The organism is Mucilaginibacter sp. 22184, from assembly GCF_052045695.1.
Classification (GTDB): domain Bacteria; phylum Bacteroidota; class Bacteroidia; order Sphingobacteriales; family Sphingobacteriaceae; genus Mucilaginibacter.
The window spans coordinates 15768-40870 of sequence record NZ_JBQEPI010000001.1 but is presented as its reverse complement, the minus strand read 5'-3'; the positions used below and the strand labels follow the sequence as shown (position 1 = coordinate 40870).

Sequence of the window (25103 nt, the reverse complement as noted above, 5' to 3'; positions counted from 1 at the left end):
TCCAATAGGCCCTTAGTTCTATAACCCCCCAAATTATATTCCCGATGGTGGAACAAGCTTACGTATGCTGTTATTGTTGCTGTCTGCTATCCAGATATTCCCGCTGGCATCGGCTGCAAGACCTTGTGGCGCGTTAAATAGAGCACTGGTGCCTTGTCCATCCGTAAAGCCCGCGGTCGCTGTTTTCCCGGCTAATGAAAGCAAAACTTTACTGGCAGTTAGTTCTAACACGCGGCCATTTTGATCGCTGATAAATAAGTTCCCTTTAGCATCAAAAGTAAGGGCTCCAGGATTACTGATCAGGGTAGATAATTTAAGACCGCCAACAACGGTGGTTACTACCCCGGCTGAGGTGATTTTACGGATGGCATAGTTTTGCAGATCGGCTACATAAATGTTGCCCTGGGCATCCAATGCAATGCCATTTGGCTGATTGAATTGCGCGGTTGTAGCTGTCGCGTTATCTACATAGCCAGCCGTTGTTTTGCCTGCAATAGTAGTTACCACACCCGCTGCGGTAACCTTGCGAATAAGGTTATTACCCTGATCGGCCACATATAGATTACCCTGTGCATCCAGTGCCAGGCCACGTGGGCTGTTAAATGTGGCTTTGTTTCCTGTGCCATCGGCATAGCCGGCATCACCGCTTCCAGCAAGGGTACTTACCGTGCCGTTGGCAGAGATCTTGCGGATCATGTTATTGCCAAAATCAGCTACATAAATATTGCCTGCTGCATCGGCCACCAGGCTTTGCGGGGCATAAAATTTAGCGCTGGCAACCGGTCCGTCAATATAACCGATACTGCCCGTGCCTGATACGGTTGTTACCACGCCCGATGGCGTAACTTTTCTGATGGCACTATTAAAGGAGTCGGCTACATAGATATTGCCTGAGGCATCAATAGTTAAACCCTGCGGACTGTCAAACACCGCGCTTGAGCCGGTCCCGTCGGCAAATCCGGTAGTCGCGCTACCGGCCACAGTGCTTACTGTACCGCCCAATCCAGATAGATCAGCACCGGTGGTAAATTGTATGGTATTGCCGTATGAAGTTCCGGAAGCACTGATGGCATAGGCCCTCAAATAATAGGTTGTTTTGGGCGTTAAACCGGTTGTTTTGCTCGCATAGCTCATCACGGTAGCCGTGTCGGTGGTTTTAGAATCAGCAGTGGTTGGATTTTGATTACTTGAGCTCCAACATACGCCAAGCCCGCTCAGAGTTTCGGTTAAGGTTGTTGTGATCAATCCGCCGCTATATGCTCCCGTTCCGCTGGCGGTAGTGCTTACATCCATTGTTACTAAAGTTGGCGGTGTTCCGGGTGTACTTGAGGTACCTTTAGTGCATCCGGCAATTGTTAAAAAAACCGACAGCAAGCAGGCAGCAAAAAAGAAGGATCTAGTTAAGGTTTTGTTCATGTGTTAATAGATTAAGTAATAAGTATGTTATTAAGCACTTTATTAACTCTATACGTTGCTGCATATTATTTAGCAACATGGGTTTTAACATATCTTAACAAATGGCATTAAAAGCCTTTATTATAGTCTGAAAATGCCTTTTGCAGCCTCTAAATAGATGTTTTTGAATGAGGATAGTATGAAGAAGAGGGGTATTAACAGGAGGTATAACATTTTGCTTATATAATTGTTACAATTCAAAAAACAATAAGCATGAAATCCTCCGTATTGCTAATCGCTCTTTTACTTTCGACCGTTGTTTTTGCACAGCAACATACTCCGCTGCCTCACGGCATGGTTTATGGCAAAAAACCAGATACACTGGCTATGATGAGCGCCACTAAACTGGAAACTTTTATGGGAAAGAAGACCAGGATCAGTACCACTATTGAGGGGCGCGTAATTAAGGTGATCCATGAAAAGGGAGGCTGGTTTGAGCTGGATGCCGGTAGTGGCAAAGTTATAGCGGCGCATTTTAAAGATTACAATATCAATATTCCGGGTAATTTAGCCGGACGTACGGTGATCATTGAAGGTGTGGCCCAAAAACAATTCATTGCCGACGATCTTCAGCACCTGGCCGGTGATACGGTTACCGGCAAGAAACAGCATCAGGTAAAAACGGATACTAAAAGGAAAGTAACTTTTGAGGTGAAGGGTTTGCAGGTGGCTAAGTGAGGCCCCCTAACCCCCCGGAGGGGGAATTTGATCTTTATCAGGGGAATAATATCGAATAATGAATTTCCAATATCGAAATCATTATTCGATGCCCGATATTTAATACTTCATAAGCCATTATTTAATGACAAAAGATGGTTAACATGTTTTGGCCAAATATGCTGTAAAAATTTACTTAACTATTTGATTGTAAGATAAATATATTAATGTTAACCCATAAAAAGTGTAAACCATGTAAACCCACTTTTTTACCAAAATAGGCGCCTGCTTCGGAATTCTGTTCACTCAGATTCTTTTGCAGAGCCAATATAGTGCCTTAAAATAAAAGGGAATCCATTAGGTATGGATTCCCTTTTATTTTAAGAAATTATTTTACTGCTGTTTAAAACTTAGCGTCGCGGGTTAATACCGATGGTTCCAGATACAGGTCGGCTGTAAATAGTTCCTTTATTTTTTGTGATACCTCATTACGGTTAACGGTTGAAGCATCCCGGCGGCATTTGATATAATGTTCGCGTGCTACTTTCTCGGCCAGATCGCCTAGTGTTTTTACCTTAAGCTCCTTGCCAAATCTGCCCGCGAGCATCAGTCCGCTCATGGCTACCAGGGCACCAACACAAGCCATTACAGGCTGATAGAAGAAGCCAACTGCCGATGCCAGTAATACAAAAATAAAGGTGCCCACCACGCCCTGTTTAGGCTGTAAAAGATTGATCTTGAAACCCATCTCGCGCTCAATCTCAGCGATCACCTGTAAACGGGTATCCCTGGGGAAAATGTCGGCCAGTTTGGTTTGCGGTTTTATTAACTCTTTTGGTGGAGAAATGGTAGAGTTAATAGCATTGCGTATTTTATAAAATGCCTGCTGGGTAGTACAGCTATCGTTATTGGTTTGTTTTACCTTCTCAACAACAATATCACAAAGTTTGCCGAAGGTTTTTACATCTTTACAGGATGTGTCGTCTAAACGGATATTAAAGGATCTTTCAATTTTTACAAAAACATCACCTATCTCCTCAGGATCAACATTATTGAGGTTGAATGCCTGCGTATTATTCGAATTAACTTTCAATCTATACTAACTTAGTTCAACAATAATTTCCCGGCAGCCGGAGGGGCTGCCAGGAAATGTTATCCGGTAATTAAACTGCCTGCGCAATCTAATGTTTTAAATAATTTATTTGCTTAGGTACATCGATTTTTCTTTGTACAACTCTCTGAAATAAGGATCCTGCAGATTCGGGATAAAGCGGATAGCTTCGCCGGTTGATTTCATCTCTGGGCCTAGCTCCTTATTTACTTCAGGGAATTTATCAAAGGAGAATATAGGTTCTTTGATGGCATAGCCCCAAAGTTTACGCTCGATGGTAAAATCTTTCAGTTTATTAACACCCAGCATTACTTTGGCGGCAATGTTGATGTAAGGTACATCATAAGCTTTGGCTATGAAAGGCACAGTACGTGATGCGCGTGGATTTGCCTCGATCACATATACCTGGTCATTTTTCACCGCGAACTGGATGTTGAGCAAGCCACGTACGTTTAGTGCTTTAGCAATTTTTACAGTGTATTCTTCCATCTGGTTGATCACATTGTCTGACAGGTCAAACGGTGGCAATACCGAAAATGAATCGCCTGAGTGGATACCTGCGGGCTCGATGTGTTCCATCATCCCTATAATGTGCACGTCGTCGCCATCGCTGATCGAGTCAGTTTCAGCTTCTGCAGCGCGATCAAGGAAGTGGTCGATCAGTACACGGTTTCCCGGAAGGTTTTTCAGCAGGCTAACTACGGCTTTTTCCAGGTCTTCATCGTTAATTACGATGCTCATGCCCTGTCCGCCTAATACATAGCTTGGGCGTACCAGTACGGGATAGCCAACGTGATGGGCTACTTCAAGCGCTTCTTCAGCACTTTCGGCAACACCGTATTTAGGGTAAGGGATCTCCAGGTCTTTTAATAGGTCTGAGAAACGGCCGCGATCTTCAGCGATGTCCATATCATTGAATGATGTACCAATGATCCGGATGCCATGCTCGTGCATTTTTTCGGCCATTTTTAAGGCTGTTTGTCCGCCAAGCTGCACAATTACACCATATGGTTTTTCCAGCTCGATGATCTCACGTACGTGCTCCCAGTATACCGGCTCAAAGTAAAGCTTATCGGCCATATTAAAGTCGGTCGAAACAGTTTCAGGGTTGCAGTTAACCATGATGGCTTCAAAACCTGATTCTTTGGCGGCAAGCAGGCCGTGTACGCAGCTGTAATCAAATTCGATACCCTGACCAATACGGTTAGGGCCAGAGCCTAATACAATTATTTTCTTTTTATCAGACGATACCGATTCGTTCTCGCCTTCGTAAGTAGAGTAGTAGTATGGTGTTTTGGCCGGAAACTCTGCAGCGCAGGTATCCACCATTTTGTAAACACGTTTGATGCCCAAAGCTTTGCGGCGCTGGTAAACATCCTCTTCAGTTACATTGCCCAGTATGTAGGCTATCTGCGTATCTGAGAAACCTTTTTGTTTCAGGGTATACAGGAACTCCTCTGGAATGTTAGTTAATGAATAGCGGCGCAGTTCATTTTCCAGATTTACCACATCCTGGATCTGGTTCAGGAACCAGCGATCGATCTTGGTCACTTTACGTACCGATTCGATCGGAACGCCGAGGCTCAACGCGTCATATACGTGGAATAACCTGTCCCAGCTTGGATGCTCCAAACTGTGCATGATTTCTTCCAGGTTGCGGCTCTGACGACCGTCGGCACCTAAGCCGGCACGGCCGATCTCTAAGCTCTGGCACGCTTTCTGCAATGCTTCAATAAAGCTGCGGCCAATGCCCATCACTTCACCTACCGATTTCATTTGCAGACCCAACTCGCGGTTAGCGCCTTTAAATTTATCAAAGTTCCAGCGAGGTATTTTCACGATCACATAATCCAGTGTAGGCTCAAAATAAGCCGAGGTGGTTTTGGTGATCTGGTTTTCAATTTCGTCAAGGTTATATCCTATAGCCAGTTTGGCAGCGATCTTAGCAATGGGGTAACCGGTTGCTTTTGATGCCAGGGCAGATGAGCGGGAAACGCGCGGATTAATTTCAATGGCGATGATAGATTCATCGGCAGGGTTAACCGAAAATTGTACGTTACAACCACCTGCAAAATTACCAATGGCGCGCATCATTTTGATGGCCTGGTTACGCATTTCCTGGTAGCAGCGATCGCTCAGGGTCATGGCCGGGGCCACAGTGATCGAGTCGCCGGTATGGATACCCATCGGATCAAAGTTCTCGATAGAGCAGATGATGATCACGTTATCGTTATTATCACGTAACAGCTCCAACTCGTATTCTTTCCAGCCTAAAACAGCTTGTTCCACCAAAACCTCGTGGGTTGGTGATGCCTGGAGGCCACGGCTTAAAGCGGCATCAAAATCTTCTTTTCTGTGCACAAAACCAGCACCTTTACCACCAAGTGTATAGCTTGGGCGGATAACCAGCGGAAAGCCGATTTCCTGGGCGCCTTCTTTACCTTCCAGAAAAGAGTTGGCAATTTTTGATTTAGCCACGCCTACACCGATATCCACCATTAACTGACGAAAAGCTTCGCGGTTCTCTGTTTTTTCGATGGCGGCAATATCCACACCAACAATCTTTACACCGTATTTTTCCCAAATTCCGCGTTCGGCAGCCTCTATACAAAGGTTAAGCGCGGTTTGGCCGCCCATAGTAGGCAGTACGGCATCAATTTTTTGTTCGGTAAGTATTTGCTCAATACTTGCGCAGGTAAGCGGCAACAGGTAAACATGATCGCCAATAACCTTATCTGTCATGATAGTGGCAGGGTTGCTGTTGATGATGGATACGGTAATACCTTCGTCTTTCAGGGAAAGGGCAGCTTGTGAGCCGGCGTAATCAAATTCGCAGGCCTGGCCGATAATAATAGGGCCGGAGCCGATGATGAGAATTGATTTGATGGAATTATCTTTGGGCATAGGGCTTTTTTTAAGTCAAAAGTTCTAAGTCAAAAGTTAAAGGCTTTTTAAGGCCCGTAAACGATTTTTCCTATGCACTGAAGGCGAGAAATCCCGACCTCAGTGTCGGGGTGCAAAGATATGTTTTTGTTAAACTTTTTTTGGTATTTTTTTACAAAATTTCAGAAAGCTTCTGTAGTCCGATTTTACATTGCTTTTCATGCGCTAAAATGTTTTTTTAAATGCAAAAAATGTATTTTTAAATATTGTTGCGATAAACCAGTTCAAAACCTGCATATATTGTGTTTTTACCAGATTTTACGGTAAATTATACCGAATTTTAAGCCGATACCCGCGTATGGGAATCGCAGAATTTTTATCCGTAGCTTACCGGTCAACCATCTGAATTAAAATGATGAAGAAACTTACATTTATTTTGCTTGCTTCAATCTTGTTTTTTGGAAGCTGCGCTATGATGCAACGTGTTGTAAAAGGAACTTTCCCATATACAGCCAATATAGCAATCCCGGCATCAGCAAGTATAGGTGAGCCCCATACTGCTATAAGTACCGCCAATAGTTTTGACCAGGATTTTACCAGGGATGGCAATAATGCAGGCAAAATAAGTGAGGTACGCACGGTATCGGCCAAACTGGAATCAAAAGAGCCAGCTAACTATAACATTGGTAATATTGCTTCATTGCGGGTATATATGGCTAAGGCCGACGGGAGTGATGAAGTAATGGTAGCCATAAGGAAAGATATTGCTGCTACCTCGGGTAACAGTATTGTACTGGATATTGATAATTCACACTTTCTTGACGAATTGGTTCGGCAACCCAGTGTACGTATCAGGATGGTTTACAAATTACGTAAAGCTAATGATGTAGATGTAAGCCTGAAACTATCGCTGGGTATCGCTGCTGACCGGCGTTAGTTAATTGCCAAGTGTAAAAGTAATAGGGACGCTATATTGCACTCTTACAGGCATGCCGAATTGTGTGCCTGGTATCCATTTAGGTGATTCCTTAAGCACCCGTATGGCTTCGTCATCAAAAAGCGGCATCACCGATTTGCTTACTTTTATATCAGAAAGCTCACCATTTTTTTCAACTACAAATGAGAGTATCACCTGGCCTTGTATGCCTTTTTGACGAGCCAGATCTGGGTATCTAATGTTTCTCGACAAATATCGTCCAAAGCCTTCGATGCCTCCTTTAAACTCCGGCGGCACTCCTCTTGTGCCTGAGTAGGTGCTGGTTTTGCCATATCGGTTCGATGCATTTCCAATTAGCAGTTTGCCATTGTCGTAACTTTCGGTGAAAGTGATGTGGTTGTCCCTATATTCGCCTTTCCAGTTTCCATCTCTTCGACCGTTTTTGATATTACCTTCCTCCTCAACGTAATTAAATTTGTCATCGTAGCTTTTCATATAACCATTCCCGTCCTTTACAAGTACATTTCCCAACGAATCATTACATGATTCTATCAGTGCATCATTCCGGTATTCGCTTTCACGGGTTTCTTTTTCCGGATAGTTTAATAAAAGGTAGCGTTTGCCATTTGGATAGTACAGGACCTCGTTCCCGGTTTTTGAGTTGTTTTTGTAGTTCGATAGCCGTTGTTTTAGACCGTTAGCATAATAGGTAATACATGGCCCTTCATATTTTGGCGGATCGATACTTCTTGATTTTCCGACAAGTTTTTGGGCGCCATTGAGGTAAAATTCAATAACATTGTATAGTGTTGAAGCTGAATCGGGTTCTCTAACTATCCTGATATAGTCTGCGCTGTCCCGAATATTTACATATTTACCATTGTTTTTCAGGAAGTAAACATTTTGCCTTTGCGCAAAGCATATGCTTACAGTTAATAGAAAGAGAGAAGTAAAAAATAATTTCATCAAAACAGTGACGGTTTAGCACTCAAAGCTACAGCAATAATTATGATTATTCTCAATAAAAGTAATCTACCCGGTTTATACCTGGGCTTTGAAATAGAAGATAATTAAGGGGCCTGAGTAATAAGCAAGCCCCCGTTTTTTTTAATATTTATAAATTTTGTAGCCTTTGGTTGTACCCTTATTATCGGTTACGTTGATCACGTAATAGCCTGGCGATAAGCCGTTAAGGTCAAGCTCGTAGTGGGTATTATTAATGTTCGAGAATTTTTTAACTGTATGCCCGGTGCCGAACTCGGTAAGTTGCAGTCCTGCTATCTCAACAGAGTTATTTAAATGCAATACAGTGGTTGCCGGATTGGGATAAAACGAGAGCTTTGTGGTTGATTGCAGCTTAGCTGGAATGGTCTGGATGTTTTTTACATCGGCTATAGTACCTGCGCCAACGGTTATGCGATATATGGCTGCATCGGCAGCACCAACAGTAACGCTCATGGAGTTATTGCTGATGTTTGATGTAGTGCCGGTATATAATTCTTTCATGGCATAGGTGCCGTTGGGTAAGCCTATACGACTAAAGTTTACTGTGTAGGATTTACTACCGCTACCATAGTTAAGTACTGCCAGGTATAAATAATTGCCAATTTTGCGGGCAAACTGCTCACTTGTACCCGTACCAGTATTACCATCAACTGGTCGGAACGCTACACCATTGCGGGCAATATCCAATACATCCTGGTTTTGGAAAAGGGTTTGTGCCCGGCCTGTCCATTGGCCGGTTGTTGAATAATTATCACCTGTAATTACCGTGCCGGTAATAACTCCCGAAGTAACCCGTATATGATTAGTACCTAATGTTTCGGTGGATAAAACTTCGTGATCTGCATCAATAAAGTTGTACATATACGTTTGCCACCAGCCATAATTGGTGCTGTTAAGCGTATACTTTGCATCGTTTACAGATGAATAAGCATCGCAGGCTATCCGCCGCATATGCGCGTAACGGGCTGTTGCCAGGTTGGGCGAAATAGCCGCGTACACCAGCATCTGTCCGGCAAGCTGATCCGTTAGGTATTCCATTCCCTGTTTGTAAGCCTGCATACCGGTATGAACATTGCCATCGTAATAGCTGTCGGCCTCGATAGCGGCATGTCCCAGGAAATCAATTTTGATCATCTGGAACCCCGCTGTTTTAAAACGCCCGATCATATAAGCGATCCGTTGTTTGGTGCCCGGATGCGTAGGATCCAAGGCGCGACAGCCATCGAGATCATGATATGCGCCGTTTTCTTTTGCCCAGATATCGGTATAGTTATAGTTGCTGCCCTCAACCGTACGACTGCTTTTGCCCCAATCGACAAACGGAGCCCAATAAACTCCTGGGGTTAATCCCTTGCTTTTAGCATAATCGGCAAACTGTTTCAGTTCACTGTCGTTCAGGTTATCCCAGTACGAATCAAGATCGATATAAGCTGTATTGCCATTCCGGAAACCGGTAAGGTTATTAGCGAAGAAATCAACTACACCCTTGGCATTGGTGAGGTTGAGGCTGCTTTGTATCGCTCCCCAGCTGTTCCAGCCAAATGGTGTAGGCAGGGTCCAGTTAAAAATGTATGGAGGCTCGGCTATCCGGTTTGATTTGCCGTACTCTTCCATGCCATCGCGCCAGTCACTAAAAAAACCAACCATCATTTTGGGTGATTTGCAGGTAGTTGAGCCGACACCAACCCAGCCATGTCCCCTAACATCGCGGGTGATATTTACATTAGTAAAACCTCCGAAAAGGTTCAATTGCGATAAGGTATTGCCCGCGGAACCCACTACCTGCACCCCGGTTTTCCAGTTACTGTGCTCTATAGAGCCCAATACCAAACCATTGCGACTGTTATTGTCATACAAAGCACTCACCTCTGAACTGGTAACATTTACCGAGCTACCTAATGATTGCGCATCATATGAAATAAAAGTATCATTATCAAAAGGCGATTTTAATACCCGGTTGTCGCCGCTCACGGGTAAAACAACATTATTGGATACCAACGGAGCCATGCCGTAGCAATTGGCTCCTGTACCATTCAACACAACTTCGGTATAAAAATAGCTACGGTTGTTATACACATAAAATATCTGTTGCATGGGTATAAGACCACTGCCTGATAGGGATATAATATGTTTGGTTCCCGAACCCAGGCCATCGGAAACTGGTGTGGTACTATACGTGCGGGTAGTATAATTTAAGCTTGAGTATGAGTTGTTTGATTGCGCTGTAGCATACGCATCGGTAATAACTTTGGTACCGTTGAAATAGACATTGTATTTACCTGTAGTCAAATCATATTCGATACGACTGTTGGGCGCAAAGTTTATATTTTTTGTGGTAGCCGGTATTGTTGCTAAGCTTAATTTATCGGCATTAGGAGCGTACCAGCCCGGGTTGTTTAAGGTAATGGTGTTATTGCCAGCATTTAGTGCTACAGTTAATGTGGCCGTTGCAACAGTAGTCCACCCGCCTGACGGAACGCATGCTAACTCTGTTGCAGTTGCATTATTAACCGATACAAAAAATGAGCGCGGGTCCTGAGTGGCGTAATAAACAGTCAGTATATAATTGCCGGCTGCACTTACATTCACTGTATTGGTTACAGATCCTGTGCCCAGGTTGCCCACCATAGATGTGCCCGAACAGGACGGGCACGACTGTACATTGGCCCCTCCAGCTAATGTACCGGCTTCGGCTTCGTAAAAAATGGGCGCAATGCCTATCCGGTCTACATTTGGGGCCCATTGCAGGGCATTGTTATTGAGTTTTATGGTATTGGTGCCAGCCTGCAAATTAATTACCAGGGTAGCAGTTGCTACAGTGCTCCAGCTACCCGAATTGCAGGCTATTATAACAGCTGCATCATTGTTTACGGTTACGTATAAATTACGCGGATCGGCTGTCAGGTAATTGATGGATAAGGTATATTGACCTGCAGTAGTCGCATTAAGAGGGATAGTCACTGTGCCATTTGATGGGCCGCCAAGATTACCCACCTGCTGACCGCCGGAACTACTGCTATTGGCCTGTATAGCCGCGCCATTGGATGTTGTGCCCGATTCTGCTTCAGTCCATAATGTCTGTGCAAATGCTGCTTGCGTAATGAAAAGTAGCAGAGTCATGAATAAAGCAGTGAATAGTTTTTGGAGATTCTGCTGCAGAGCAGGTCGAATAAAACATACCTGTTTCATAGTGTAAGATTTAGTTTAATTGGTTTAAATTGGTATAACCTGAAATTGTTACCCGGCGTTGTGATAACTAATTCAGATATGTTGGCGACGAGGACAAAGGATTGTTCTGGTTGCTTTATAAAGATATTAATTAAATTTTATTAATGTCAGGTTTACATTAATAAAATTTAATTAATAGGTAATATCATGCGATGTTAGCCAAATAGAATCGAGCTTTTAGGTGGCTGTATGTTTGATCGGAGGCGTAAGAGTGAAAAATTTAAGCAATAAGATACATGGATCCTTTTTACCAGGAGTTAAGAAAGGGGGGATTTGCAAAAAATGGGTTTACTTGATCAACTTATTGTCTGAATCCGGGAATATCAATATAGGTTCATAAGAACGGGCTTCTTCAGCCTCCATATAAGCGTATGACATGATGATCACAATGTCGCCAACCTGAGCTAAACGAGCAGTGGCTCCGTTAAGGCATACAGTTCCGCTGCCGCGTTCTCCTTTTATTACATAAGTTTCAAATCGGGCGCCGTTATTATTATTTACAATCTGCACCTTTTCATTAGGTATAATATTAGCGGCCTCGATCAGATCTTCGTCGATTGTAATACTGCCCACGTAATTCAATTCGGCCTGTGTTACCTTAACCCGGTGAAGTTTGGACTTTAATACTTCAATAATCATGGTGCAAAGTTAGGAATAATTAGTCGATTAGAAGTTCATAGTTAATGGTTGATGGTTCATAGCGGAGAATTTACAATTAGGTGTAGATTAGCGCATAGCAAAACATAGTGGCATAGTAAATTACATATTTTTTACTATGATCGATGAACCATCAACTATGAACACTCAGCCAATTAATATATTATCTATCAGTCTTGTTTTGCCTGCCCGGGCGGCAACAAGGGCTACTATAGTTCTGGTATCAGCATTTGCAGTGTTCAGTGTTTTGCCATCAACTATCTCAAAATATTCCAGTTCGATGCCCGGTTCGTTATTGATCATAGTTTCGGCTTCCTGTTTTATTTGAGGGATACTGCCAGCGTCAAAATGAGTTTTTACCCAATTTAAGGTTTTTGACAGTATAAGAGCGTGTTCGCGGTCATATGAGGTTAAATGGATATTTCTTGAGCTCATGGCTAATCCATCAATTTCACGTTGAATGGGGCACATGATCAATTGAACAGGCATGTGCAGGAGATCTACCATTTTACTGATCACCATAAATTGCTGATAGTCCTTTTGCCCAAAAAAAGCAAGATCGGGCTTAACGATGTTAAAGAGTTTATAAACTACCTGCGTAACGCCCTGGTAATGTCCTGGTCTGAATTTGCCTTCCAATAAATACTCCAGATCGCCAATGTCTAAATGCCATTTCTCATTATTATCATACATTTCATTAGCCGTAGGGTTAAACAGTACATCGCAGCCGTTTTGTTCAAGCATGGCAATGTCGGCAGCTATGGGTCTGGGGTATTTTTCAAGATCTTTAGGATCGTTGAACTGCGTAGGGTTTACAAAAATGCTGCAAACTACTTCATCGCTATTTTGCTGTGCTTGTTTAATTAATGATATGTGGCCCTGATGGAGGGCGCCCATGGTGGGAACGAAGCCCACTATTTTGCCTTGTTTAGAGGTGAAATACTGAGCTATTTCATTTTTGGTGGTAAATATCTTCAACGTAAAAGTTATTACAAATTTTGGTAAAGGTGTGCATTTGTATAAAAAATACCAAAAGTTACTTGCGTAATTCGTTGACAGTTCATATAATAATGCTTATATTTGCAGACTCAAATTTTTTGACTTCTTTAAATATTTAATACTGATTAAGTGATGGGTAAATCTAAGCTTTTGTTTATAACTCATGAAATGTCTCCCTTTCTCGAACTCACAAAAATTGCTGAAATAACACGCCAACTTCCGCAGGCTATGCAGGAGAAAGGTTACGAGATCCGTATCCTTATGCCGCGTTTTGGCAATATCAATGAGCGCAGGAACAGACTTCATGAAGTGATCCGTTTATCGGGAATGAACATCATTATCAACGATAATGATAACCCGCTGATCATTAAAGTAGCATCTATCCCGGCGGCGCGTATGCAGGTGTATTTTTTAGATAATGAGGAATATTTTCAGCGTAAACATGTGTTTGGTGATAAAGACGGTAAGTTTTATGCTGATAACGATGAAAGAATGATCTTTTTCTGTAAAGGCGCGTTGGAAACGGTAAAGAAATTAGGCTGGGCACCGGATATTATCCACTGCCACGGCTGGTTAAGTGCATTGGTTCCGGCGTACCTGAAAACTACGTATAAAGACGATCCAACCTTTAAAAACTCCAAGATCATTTATTCTATCTACGAAAATGATTTTAAAGAGAAATTAGATGCTGATTTCGCGCAAAAAGCGGTAATGAGCAACATGACCGAACAGCACGTTGAAGCTTATAAAGAAGGTTCTAATTCTGCATTATATGCCGGGGCCATTCAGTACTCTGACGGAATTGTTTTAGGCAGCGAGAATATAGATGCAGATGTGTTAAATAATGTTAAAAACAGCAATAAATCGGTTTTAGAATTTGATTCTACCGCAGATTTCGAAAATTATTACAATTTTTACGACGAAATTACCAACGACGAATTGGTGCATGTTGCTTAATCTTTAATATTATATATGAAATTTTTAAGATTAGACTTATTGACCCTGTTAATAAGTCTTTTTATTTTTAATAGTTGTAAACGGCAGGATGGGATAGGCTTGGGTATCGATCCAAATAACCAGATCAATGGTAGCCTGGTTGTGGATACCAATATCATTATCCGTACAGAAGTTGATTCTACGGCAGTAACGTCTGGATTAGCAAAAACACCACTTGGTAATTTTTCTGATCCTACATTTGGTACTATTACCTCAAATGTAGCCCTTGGGCTTTCGTTGCCAAATGATGCGGCTTATACAGTACCCGCAGGTACATTGACTATTGATTCAGTAGTACTTGTGTTACGATATGCTAATGGATTCTATGGCGATTCAGTTGCCACACGTTATACTGCCAATGTTTATCAGTTGGCAGAAAAAGCGGCTGTGCAAACTTATTATAATACCAAACGCTGGCAAGTGAATATGGGAACTGCGCTAGGTACAAGAACATTTACCGCACGCACCCATGATAGTGTAACTATTGCTAATATAAGAACAGGCAAGGTTGATACTATACAAAAGGTTGGGCCGCAGGTACGTATACCTTTTAGCAAAGCGTTCATATACAGTAACCTGTTTAATGCAAATGGGTCACAATTAGCCTCTACATTGCTTTTTCAAAATGCGGTTAAGGGTTTATATATAACTTTGAGTAAAGGGCAGGCTACTGATGCAGGAGGTATTATGCAATTGGCACTTGACTCTTCAAGGTTAGATGTATTTTATAAAGCAGTTAATGGTTCAACAATTGATACCGCTACAGTAACTTTACCTTTTGTATCACATAGTGCCGAAATTAGGTATCCTAAGCCCTATCCAACGGCTATTCAGGCAGCTTTAGATGACAAGGTGAACTCGCAAAATACATTCTATCTGCAAGGATTGGCCGGATTACGGGCTAAGGTAAGCTTCCCTGGTCTTGATAAATTTAATCCGGATTCTATTGTGCTTAACCGGGCCGAGCTGGTTATTACCCCTCAGCCTAATTCGGGTATACCTTATGCACCGTTGCCAAAGTTAACGATGTACCAATTGGATATAGCTCACCAACGAACCTATATACAGGATGCTTCACCAGCCGACTCACGTAATCAAATATCTTCGTTTGGAGGCAGGTACGATAAAACCAAGAAGGAGTATCATTTCTTAGTAACGGCTTATGTTCAGGATTTGATACGTAAAAAAACAGTTGACTACGGAACTTTTATCGCTCCGATTGATACTACCGAAATTACTACTATAAGCGGTAGCAGTGTAGGCACTACTGGTATTAGTCCGAGTGTACAAACGGCTGCCCGTGCCGTTCTGGTTGGGAGCGATAAGACCTCTCCATATAAGATCAAATTAAACATTATTTATACCCGGATACGTAAATAAGTAAAGCGATATATTTAATAAAAAGAATCCCCGTTAAGGGGATTTTTTATTTAAGCCTTTTCTACTTTTTAAAATTTGTTTTGAAGTAGGGAAAAACTCTTCCTATTTGTGAAAAAATCAAAATAATAAGGTGCGATTTATGTTATATAGCTAATTATTTTTGCTCCATTTACATTTTATTAAATTTATTATGTGCGGAATTGTAGGTTATATAGGTTACCGGGATGCTTATCCAATTATTATAAAAGGGCTTCATCGTTTAGAATATCGGGGCTATGACAGCGCTGGGATCGCTTTACTTGATCAGGATCTGAGAGTTTATAAAAAAGCGGGAAAGGTTGATGATCTTGAAAAGTTTGTTAAAGATATTGACCTGAAAGGGTCAATAGGAATGGGGCATACCCGCTGGGCTACACATGGTGAACCAAGCGACCGCAACTCGCATCCTCATTCATCTGGAAGTCGTAAATTAACCATTATTCATAATGGTATTATTGAAAACTACGGCGTTATTAAAGAAACGTTACTAGCCAAAGGACATGTGTTTAAAAGTGATACGGATACTGAGGTTTTAATTCATTTGATTGAGGATATTCAATTACAGGGTGGGCTTGAACTTCGCGAAGCCGTGAGGGTTGCTTTGAACAAAGTGATAGGGGCTTACGCTATTGTGATCATGAGCGCTGATGAGCCTGATCAATTGATAGCTGCCCGTAAGGGAAGCCCTATGGTGATTGGTGTTGGCAAAGGGGAATACTTTATAGCCTCAGATGCTACACCAATTGTAGAATATACCAAAAATGTGATTTACCTAAATGATAATGAAATAGCTTACATCAATAGGGAAAACCTGCTGATCAAGAATATTGACAACTCTGTCCAAACTCCATATATACAAGAGCTTGACTTAAAGCTGGAGATGCTTGAAAAAGGCGGTTATGATCACTTTATGCTTAAAGAGATATATGAGCAACCCCGCTCTATTCGTGACTGTCTGCGCGGTCGTATATACCCTCAGCAGGGTAAAGTGCAATTGGGTGGAATAAAGGAGTATGCCGAGAAGCTAAAAAATGTTGATCGTATCATTATTATAGCTTGTGGTACTTCCTGGCATGCAGGTTTGGTAGGCGAATACCTGATAGAGGAATACGCCCGTGTACCGGTTGAGGTAGAGTATGCATCCGAGTTCAGGTATCGTAACCCTATCATCACAGAAAAGGATTTGGTAATAGCCATTTCACAATCGGGCGAAACTGCCGATACCATGGCCGCTATTGAATTAGCAAAGGAAAAGGGCGCCACCATATTTGGTGTTTGTAATGTGGTGGGTGCATCTATCCCCCGTATTACGCATGCGGGAGTTTACACCCATGCCGGGCCCGAAATTGGTGTTGCTTCAACAAAAGCTTTTACCGCCCAGGTAAGTGTGTTGACGTTAATGGCATTTTATATAGCACAACAAAGAGGTACTATAACCCAAAGCAAACTGGTAGAATACCTTACGGAGTTAAACGAGGTTCCGCAACTGGTAGAAAAAGCCCTAAAATCAAATGACAGGGTAAAGGAAATTGCCGCCAAGTTCAAAGACTCAACCAATTGCCTGTTCCTGGGCAGGGGAAGCTCTTTCCCTGTAGCATTAGAAGGCGCTTTAAAGCTTAAGGAGATATCTTATATTCATGCCGAAGGCTATCCTGCTGCCGAAATGAAACACGGTCCCATCGCCTTAATTGACGATGAAATGCCAGTGGTGTTTATAGCCACCCAACACTCATCATATGAAAAAGTGATCAGTAATATCCAGGAAGTAAAAGCCCGCAAAGGCCATGTAATTGCTATTGTTACCGAAGGAGATACCGAAGTAAGAAATATGGCCGATTATGTGATCGAGATACCGCAAACCAACGAAGCGTTCGTTCCGTTGGTAGCTACTATTCCTTTGCAGTTATTGGCCTATCATATTGCTGTAATGAGGGGCTGTAACGTAGATCAGCCACGTAACCTCGCTAAATCTGTTACGGTAGAGTAGATTCCAAGTCGCAGGTTCTAAGTCGGAAGTCCTAAGGCTCTGATTGTATTAAGAATACTTTCAACTTAAGACTTCCGGCTTTTGACTTTATACCGAAGCCGGCATTTGCTTCATGGTTTCGACCAGATCAAGTTCAAGACCTTTGGCAATAGCCATGCCTAAATTGATATCCGCCCTGAACCAATGGCATAGCTGGCGATTAATGATCTGATCTTTCTTTGGCCCGTCGATACCACTCATAGAACCTACGATATTGTTGATCAGGTCTTTTTTAGCCTGGGCATCCATTAGTCGGTATAGGTTACCTGGCTGCGTATAGTGATCATTTTCACCTTCTCCATTACGATCATACCAATCGCCAACTGAGTTACCAAAATCCCATGCAGGTTCTTTGTAGGTTTGATCCGCTTCAATATCATCGAAGCTGTTTGGGAAGTAGTTTGGAGCTGATCCTCCGTTGCCATCCACACGCATTTGACCATCCCGCTGGTGATTGTTCACCATAAACGGACATTTATTAACCGGAATCTGCTCGTAGTTGCCGCCCAGACGATAACGTTGCGCGTCGGGATAAGAAAGAATACGACCCTGTAGCATTTTATCAGGAGAATAGCCCACTCCGTCGATTAAGTGTGCCGGAGCAAAAGCCGCTTGCTCTACGTGAGCAAAATAATTGTCCGGGTTTTCATTTAACTCCACAACACCTACATCAATTAATGGATAATCGGCATGGGGCCAAACTTTGGTTAAATCAAATGGATTAATATGGTAAGTAGCGGCATCAGCTTCGGGCATTACCTGTATTTTCATGTCCCATTTGGGGAAATTACCGTTGTCAATAGCTGTTAGCAGATCATGTTGCGCAAAGTCGGGGTTTTTACCACGCATTTCACCGGCTTCTGCATCGGTAAAGTTTTTAATGCCTTGTTGCGTCTTAAAATGAAATTTTACCCAAAATCGTTCATTTTTTGCATTGATGAAGGAGAAGGTATGGCTGCCAAATCCATCCATATGCCGATAACCATATGGCGTGCCTCTGTCGCTCATTAAAATAGTTACCTGGTGGAGGCTTTCTGGATTTAATGACCAAAAATCCCATACCATAGTTGCACTTTTACAATTGGTATATGGATCGCGCTTTTGAGTGTGTATAAAATCACCAAACTTCTTAGGGTCTTTTATAAAAAACACAGGTGTGTTATTACCTACCAGATCCCAGTTACCATCTTCAGTATAAAATTTGATGGCAAACCCCCGTGGATCGCGTTCGGTATCGGCCGAGCCTTTTTCTCCACCAACTGTCGAAAAGCGCAGAAACAATTTGGTTTGTTTGCCTATCTGGTTAAATACTTTTGCACGGGTATATTGTGAAATATCATTAGTTATAGTTAGTGTTCCATAGGCTCCCGATCCTTTGGCATGAACTACACGCTCAGGAATACGTTCACGGTTAAAATGAGCCATTTTTTCATGAAGAATATAGTCCTGCAACAGGATGGGGCCGCGTGGACCTGCTGTTTGCGAATTTTCATTTTCCGCATATGGTCTGCCAGAGGCTGTGGTCAATTTCTTTTTATTAGTTTCCATAGTTATTGGGGTTTCTGGTTCAAACTTCATGATAATATTTCAATAGAAAAAATCAATAATTGTTATATTTGGATAGAATTTATCTATATGACTATTACCCAACTGGAATATATTGTAGCTGTTGACACCTATCGTAGTTTTGTGATCGCTGCCGAAAAATGCTTTGTTACGCAACCTACCTTAAGTATGCAGGTGCAAAAACTGGAAGATACCCTGGGCGTGAAGCTTTTTGATCGTAGCAAGCAACCGGTAACACCTACAGAAATAGGCATCGAGATCATTAGCCAGGCCCGTATCATGCTGTCGGAAAGCGAAAAAATAAAAGAAATTATTACCGACCGCCAGAAAGAATTATCGGGTGAATTAAGGGTTGGTATCATCCCAACGGTTTCGCCTTATATATTACCTAAGATCATTCGTGGTTTTATTGAAAAATATCCTCAGGTTAAACTGATAGTTTGGGAACAAACCACTGAAGATATCATACAGCAACTAAAGTTGGGTATGATTGACTGCGGTATCCTGTCGACCCCCCTCCATGAAAGCTCATTGACCGAGATTCCGGTTTTTTATGAAAACTTTGTAGCCTATGTGTCTAAAAACAGCAAACTCTCCAAAAAGAAAAACATCAACCCCGAAGATATAGACATGGAAGAGATTTGGGTGCTTAACGAAGGGCACTGCATGCGTGAACAGGTTTTAAATATTTGCCAGCGGCGTAAATCGACCAAGGGTTTTATGCATTTTGAATATAATACCGGCAGTGTGGAAACCCTGAAGCGTATGGTTGATCAAAACAATGGCGCTACCATATTACCCGAGCTGGCTTTAGCCGAACTAACTGAAAAACAATTGGATAAAGTGCGTTATTTTAAATCACCGGAGCCAGCGCGCGAAGTAAGTATAGTGATACAACGCAATTTTTTAAAACGCCGAATGATCGAGGCCTTAAAGAATGAAATACTTGAATTTGTACCCAAACGAATGAAGAGTAAAAAGAAGAAAGAGGTGATGGACATTTAAGCTTGTAAATAGCTTAGTAAAGGTTTCAAAATAAGTTGCTGAACAGGTAGGCGTTTTATTAAAAAGTGGGTTTACATGGTTTACACTTTTTATAGTTAATATGTAATTAATGTATTGATAATTAAATAGTTATATATATTTTGTGGCCATAAAGTGGGTTTGCATGTAAAGCCACTTTATGGCTACCTGCAAGGCTGCCCAAGCTTTATACCTCAGAATTTTCTTTGTGCGACCCGAGAGGGTTTCAAAGAATGAAATACTTGAATTTGTACCTAAGCAAATGAAGAAAGAGGTAATGGATATTAAAGTTTTAGGCTTATAAAAGGGTTTAGCCATTTGGAATATCAGAAATCTCATTATTTATAATTGTTCTAAATAATTTGGATTGTTAGGGTCTGTGTCTTATTTTTGGCGAATTATTTATAATTAGTCTAAATAAAATGGCGCAACCCCAACTTAATTTTCACAAACTATTTTCTCTCTCAATTTTCGCGATTATACTGCTCTTCAATTCAACTGCAATTGCTCAGCAATCTACCAAGGGAACCATCAAAGGTCATGTTGTGATTCAGAATGACGGACCGGCCGAAAACGTTTCGGTTACTTTAAAAGGTACCAAATACGGTACCGTCACCAATGAAGAAGGTGATTTTACTTTAAGGGTGCCCCAGGGTAAGTATACCCTGGTTATATCACAAGTAGGTAGCAAAAGCCAGGAAACTTCTATCGAGCTGGCAAATGGCCAAACACTTACATTGCCACAATTCATCGTTAGTAAAGCCTCCAATAACTTGCAGGAAGTAAGTATCAGTGGCAGCAAGGTAAATAAGTTTAAAACCAAAAAGAGTGTCGACGTTGCTAAAATGCCTTTGAGCAATTTGGAAAACGCGCAGGTATATACCACTATATCTAACCAGTTAATACAAGAACAACAGGTATTCTCGGTTGATGATGCTATACGGAACGCCCCGGGTATACAAAAAATGTGGGAAGCAACCGGCCGTGGTGGCGATGGTGGCAGTTATTATAATTCCCGTGGCTTTATTGTTCAAAGCAAGCTGCGTAATGGTATTGCCGGTAATGTAACTTCAACTATTGATGCGGTTAATTTAGAAAGAATAGAAGTGATCAAGGGGCCATCTGCAACTTTATTCGGAAGTACACTAACTTCATACGGCGGTTTAATAAACCGGGTAACTAAAACTCCTTACGACTCTTTTGGCGGCGAGGTTTCATTTGCCGATGGTAATTATGATTTTCACCGTGTTGCCCTTGATATAAACACACCTCTGGATATACAGAAAAAAGTGTTATTCCGCTTAAATACCGCCTTTAATAATGAAGGCAGTTTCCAGAATAATGGGTTTAACCGTTATTGGGCCATTGCGCCAAGCCTGCTTTATAAAGTTACCGATAGGCTAACTATATCAGCTGATGCGGAATTGTCTTATGGTAAAAATATTGGTAAATCTATCTTCTTTATGCCATATAACCAGTCGGTTGCGGATTTGGGATACACCAGCGCTGATCAGTTAAAATTAGATTATAAACAAACCTATCACGGCGATGATCTGACGCAAACATCAAGAAGCACCAGCTTTTTTGGCCAGGTAAAGTATAAGATATCCGATCAGTGGACAACCAGCACCAATATCAGCGCGACCCACAGTTTTTCAAACGGCTTTAATCCTTACTTTTATTTACTTCCCAAGGATTCAATTTCTCGTGAAGATCAGTCAACAAAAAACAGTACAGATGACATGATCGAGATTCAGCAAAATTTTAATGGCGATTTCAAGATCGGCAAATTCAGGAACAGAGTTGTCGGCGGTCTGGATTTTTTCAGGGAAAACTCCAATCAACATTTTTTCAGCACAGCGTTTGATAGGGCTTCTACACTGGGAAGCCATGACTACTCCAACTTTAACCAGATGAATATGGATGCCGTTTATGCAAAAGGTACTGCCTTTGTTTATCCATCTGTTTATAAAACAAATACTTATAGCGCTTACATTTCTGATGTATTTAATATCACCGATCAGTTAATAGCCTCGGCCGCTATCCGCGTGGATCGTTTTGATAATAAAGGTAATTACAACCCGGCAACCAACACAACTTCTGGAGCGTTTAAACAAACCGCCTTTTCGCCAAAATTTGGCCTGATCTATCAGCCGGTTAAAGATCACGTGTCATTATTTGCCAACTACCAGAATAGCTTTACCAATAAAAACGGATTAAGTGAAGATAATAAGCCATTGAAGCCCGAACAAGCTAACCAAATTGAAGGCGGGGTTAAAATTGATCTGTTTGATGGCAAATTAAGCAGTACCTTAAGCTATTATGATATTAAGGTAAAAGACATCGTTCGTCAATCAACCATTAACCAGGCCCTATCCGTACAAGACGGCACACAACTAAGCAAGGGCTTTGAAGCCGAAGTAATAGCTAATCCAGTAACGGGCTTAAATATTATTGCTGGTTTTTCATACAATGATTCAAAATTGGAGAAAACCGCTGATCTGACGGTGGAAGGTTTGCGCCCAACAACTGCCGGATCACCTTATACAGCCAACTTTTGGGCCAGCTACCGTATTTCAAAAGGCATTGTAAAAGGTTTGGGCTTCGGTTTTGGCGGTAACTACGCCAGCGATAACAAAATTATAAACAGTAAAACGCTTGGTGTATTTTCATTGCCTGCATACACGGTATTAAATGCCTCTGTATTTTATGATGCAAGTCAATACAGGGTAGGGTTTAAAATGGATAACCTTACTAACGAAAAATACTGGATAGGTTATACCACTGTTAATCCGCAAAAGTTAAGAAGCTACGCACTTACATTTGCTTATAAGTTTTAATCCTGATGACGAAATTTAAAAAAGTCATACTTTTTTGTCACCGCTGGCTCGGATTTACATCCGGGCTGGTGGTGTTTATAGTGAGTGTTACCGGTTGCCTGTTCTGTTTTCAGGATGAGATACAGGATGCGTTTTGCAGTTACCGCAAAGTTGAGATACAACATAAACCTTATCTTGCCCCATCAATTTTAAAAGCCGAGGCATTAAAAGGGCATAAAGGGGCTACAGCCACCTATATGTATTATTACGGAGTGAACCGTCCGGCTGGGATATTGGTCAACCTGCCTAAAGACGGGATGCTATACGTTTATCTTAACCCCTATACCGGTAAAGTAACTCACATAGAAAACCCTGCCAAGAACTTTTTTATAGTGGTAGAATTTATACACCTTTACCTGTTGCTGCCCCCCAAAATAGGTAGCCTGGTAGTAGGTATATCCGTTATTATATTCATGGTGATCATGATCACCGGGCTAATCCTGTGGTGGCCTAAGCGCAAAAGCGACCGCAAGCGTAGTTTCAATATCAAATGGAATGGGCGATGGCGCAGGGTAAATTATGATCTGCATAATGTATTGGGTTTTTATGCTACGTCTATAGCGCTTATATTATCCATAACTGGCTTATCCATGGTGTTTCAATCGGTTAGGGAAGGTATTTATACTACCGCTAACCTGGGCCGCTCATTCCCTTCAGAAAAAGAAGTACTCAAGTCCGACTCGCTTTTGAAGAACAAATTAAGCGGTAAACCTGTTATTGACCAGGTATTTGCAATGTCGCAGGCATGGGCCCCCAAAGCAGAGATGTACTCCATTATGGAGGATGCATCCGCCGCGGGAACAATTGGTATCAACGCCTACGCCCAAACCCTGCATTATTACAGGAGTGATGAGTTTATTTTTGAAAAATATACCGGCAAACTCCTAAAGCAAACCCCACATGACAAGAAAAGCCCGGGCATGAAGATGAATGATATGAACTATGACCTGCACGTAGGGCAAATAGGCGGCCTAACCACCAAGATCATCGCGTTTTTAGTCAGTTTAATCTGCGCTTCGTTACCCATAACCGGCTTTATCATCTGGCTGGGGAAACGTAAGAAAACCAAATCAAAGTCAAAGAAAGTAAAGGAAGTGGTACATCGCAGGGTGCATAAACAGCATTTGGCTTGATGTCAAAAGGGTGCCTGTCATCCTGAGCCTGTCGAAGGACATGCGTAGGCCTTACCCGCCATGCTTCGACGGGCCCAGCATGACACCCTATTGATTAAATTACTCTCCAAACGCTATCACCACATCATCACTTACCGGGTGACCTGTACAGGTAAGCACCCAGCCTTCGGCAATATCAGCATCGGTGAGCACATCATTTTTTATCATCTCGATCTTTCCACTGGCACATCTGGCAGTACAGGTAGAGCATACCCCATTCCGGCAACTGTATGGAAGCTGTACGTTGTTTTGTAAAGCCGCCTGTAGTATCGACTGATTTTCGCCAACGGCGAGGTCATGCAGCTCATTTTTAAACCTGATCCTGATAGTTCGTGGTGGGAAATTCAGTGCGGTACGGGTAACAGCTACGGTCTCTATCACAAAATTCTCCCGGCGAATCTGTTTAGGATCGATCCCCATGTATACCAGCGCGAACCTGATCATACGCATATAGGGAAAAGGTCCGCAGAGATAAAATTCCGCTTTATCCATATCCTGTTGTACAAGCTGGCGGGTAAGGGCTTCTACCTTATCATTATTCAGACGGTTAGCCTCACTGCTTAACAGGTAAATGATCTTAAACCTATCGGGATGTAGCGTAGCCAGCTGGTCCAGCTCCTCTTTAAATACAATGGAATGGGCATCCTGGTTGCTGTAAATGAGGGTAAGCCTGCTTTTTCCAGAGCGTTTGAGTATATACTTGATCTGCGAAAATATAGGTGTAATACCTGTTCCGCCTGCAAAAAGTAAAATATCCTTTTCCTGTTCAAAGTGAGTGATGGTAAACCGGCCGGCCGGGGCTAGCGCAGTCAAAACATCGCCGGGATGTTCTTTAGCGAGCATAAAGCGGGATATTTCACCATTGGTAATGCGCTTTACGGTGATAAATAACAATTCTTCATCGGGTGATGAACCTAATGAGTATGATCGCCTGATCTCCTCGTTACGATGGTTAAATATCAGGGTAACAAATTGCCCAGCCTTATAGGTGATAGGCTTACCCGAAAAATTGCTTAAATAAAAGGTAGCCGTATCCTTTGTTTCCCACTTTATCCGTTCAATTTTTAGTTGTAGTATATCCTCATTCATG

General features: G+C 42.1%; 17 protein-coding genes. 8 read left to right on the top strand and 9 right to left on the bottom strand.

Going from position 1 to position 25103, the window contains the following annotated elements:
- Positions 1-33: 33 nt before the first annotated feature.
- The gene (locus ACTJKG_RS00160; RefSeq protein ID WP_440738018.1) at positions 34-1416 is read right to left on the bottom strand and encodes an NHL repeat-containing protein; all 1383 of its coding nucleotides are present in this window, start codon (positions 1414-1416) and stop codon (positions 34-36) included.
- Positions 1417-1668: 252 nt separating this feature from the next.
- Here ACTJKG_RS00160 and ACTJKG_RS00155 point away from each other — a divergent pair, with 252 nt between their 5' ends.
- Positions 1669-2133, top strand: a complete 465-nt coding sequence (locus tag ACTJKG_RS00155) for a DUF4920 domain-containing protein (protein ID WP_172337615.1) — start codon at positions 1669-1671, stop codon at positions 2131-2133.
- Positions 2134-2515: 382 nt separating this feature from the next.
- Here ACTJKG_RS00155 and ACTJKG_RS00150 read toward each other — a convergent pair whose 3' ends face one another.
- A complete protein-coding gene (locus ACTJKG_RS00150; protein ID WP_172337614.1) occupies positions 2516-3205 on the bottom strand; it encodes a hypothetical protein in 690 nt (229 codons plus the stop codon).
- A 105-nt stretch (positions 3206-3310) separates the two neighbouring features.
- Complete coding sequence (gene carB, locus ACTJKG_RS00145) at positions 3311-6127, bottom strand: carbamoyl-phosphate synthase large subunit (protein WP_172337613.1); 2817 nt, start codon at positions 6125-6127, stop codon at positions 3311-3313.
- 391 nt (positions 6128-6518) lie between these two features.
- On the opposite strand from carB, the gene ACTJKG_RS00140 reads away from it, so the two are divergent.
- Positions 6519-7043: a hypothetical protein gene (locus ACTJKG_RS00140; RefSeq protein ID WP_440738017.1), complete on the top strand. Its 525-nt coding sequence runs from the start codon at positions 6519-6521 to the stop codon at positions 7041-7043.
- Here the strand turns inward: ACTJKG_RS00140 and ACTJKG_RS00135 are convergent, their stop codons facing one another.
- The 4 genes from ACTJKG_RS00135 to panC form a co-directional block, all read right to left on the bottom strand.
- Entirely contained in the window at positions 7044-8009 is a 966-nt protein-coding gene (locus ACTJKG_RS00135) for a TonB family protein (protein WP_440738016.1), read from the bottom strand.
- 141 nt (positions 8010-8150) lie between these two features.
- Positions 8151-11168 (bottom strand): CBM35 domain-containing protein, encoded by a 3018-nt coding sequence (locus ACTJKG_RS00130; protein ID WP_440738015.1) that lies wholly within the window; start codon positions 11166-11168, stop codon positions 8151-8153.
- A gap of 396 nt (positions 11169-11564) precedes the next feature.
- The gene (panD, locus tag ACTJKG_RS00125) at positions 11565-11915 is read right to left on the bottom strand and encodes an aspartate 1-decarboxylase (protein ID WP_166093096.1); all 351 of its coding nucleotides are present in this window, start codon (positions 11913-11915) and stop codon (positions 11565-11567) included.
- Positions 11916-12080: 165 nt separating this feature from the next.
- Positions 12081-12911 carry a pantoate--beta-alanine ligase gene (gene panC, locus ACTJKG_RS00120; RefSeq protein WP_440738014.1) on the bottom strand — a complete coding sequence of 277 codons (831 nt, stop codon included), beginning with the start codon at positions 12909-12911 and terminating at the stop codon, positions 12081-12083.
- A 153-nt stretch (positions 12912-13064) separates the two neighbouring features.
- Between panC and ACTJKG_RS00115 the strand changes: the two genes are divergently transcribed.
- The 3 genes from ACTJKG_RS00115 (at position 13065) to glmS (ending at position 17334) form a co-directional block, all read left to right on the top strand.
- A complete protein-coding gene (locus ACTJKG_RS00115; protein ID WP_172337609.1) occupies positions 13065-13889 on the top strand; it encodes a glycogen/starch synthase in 825 nt (274 codons plus the stop codon).
- Between the two features lie 15 nt (positions 13890-13904).
- Complete coding sequence (locus ACTJKG_RS00110; protein ID WP_172337608.1) at positions 13905-15308, top strand: DUF4270 family protein; 1404 nt, start codon at positions 13905-13907, stop codon at positions 15306-15308.
- Between the two features lie 190 nt (positions 15309-15498).
- Positions 15499-17334 carry a glutamine--fructose-6-phosphate transaminase (isomerizing) gene (gene glmS, locus ACTJKG_RS00105; RefSeq protein ID WP_172337607.1) on the top strand — a complete coding sequence of 612 codons (1836 nt, stop codon included), beginning with the start codon at positions 15499-15501 and terminating at the stop codon, positions 17332-17334.
- 87 nt (positions 17335-17421) lie between these two features.
- Here the strand turns inward: glmS and ACTJKG_RS00100 are convergent, their stop codons facing one another.
- Positions 17422-18921: a catalase gene (locus ACTJKG_RS00100; protein WP_172337606.1), complete on the bottom strand. Its 1500-nt coding sequence runs from the start codon at positions 18919-18921 to the stop codon at positions 17422-17424.
- Between the two features lie 87 nt (positions 18922-19008).
- On the opposite strand from ACTJKG_RS00100, the gene ACTJKG_RS00095 reads away from it, so the two are divergent.
- From ACTJKG_RS00095 to ACTJKG_RS00085, 3 genes are all read left to right on the top strand, one after another.
- Positions 19009-19944, top strand: coding sequence for a hydrogen peroxide-inducible genes activator (locus ACTJKG_RS00095; RefSeq protein ID WP_172337605.1), 936 nt, complete (start codon positions 19009-19011; stop codon positions 19942-19944).
- Positions 19945-20384: 440 nt separating this feature from the next.
- A complete protein-coding gene (locus ACTJKG_RS00090) occupies positions 20385-22802 on the top strand; it encodes a TonB-dependent receptor (protein WP_172337604.1) in 2418 nt (805 codons plus the stop codon).
- Between the two features lie 5 nt (positions 22803-22807).
- On the top strand, positions 22808-23974 hold the full coding sequence (locus ACTJKG_RS00085; RefSeq protein ID WP_440738013.1) for a PepSY-associated TM helix domain-containing protein: 1167 nt from the start codon (positions 22808-22810) through the stop codon (positions 23972-23974).
- Between the two features lie 99 nt (positions 23975-24073).
- Here the strand turns inward: ACTJKG_RS00085 and ACTJKG_RS00080 are convergent, their stop codons facing one another.
- Positions 24074-25102: a ferredoxin--NADP reductase gene (locus ACTJKG_RS00080; protein WP_172337602.1), complete on the bottom strand. Its 1029-nt coding sequence runs from the start codon at positions 25100-25102 to the stop codon at positions 24074-24076.
- Between the last annotated feature and the right edge of the window lies 1 nt (position 25103).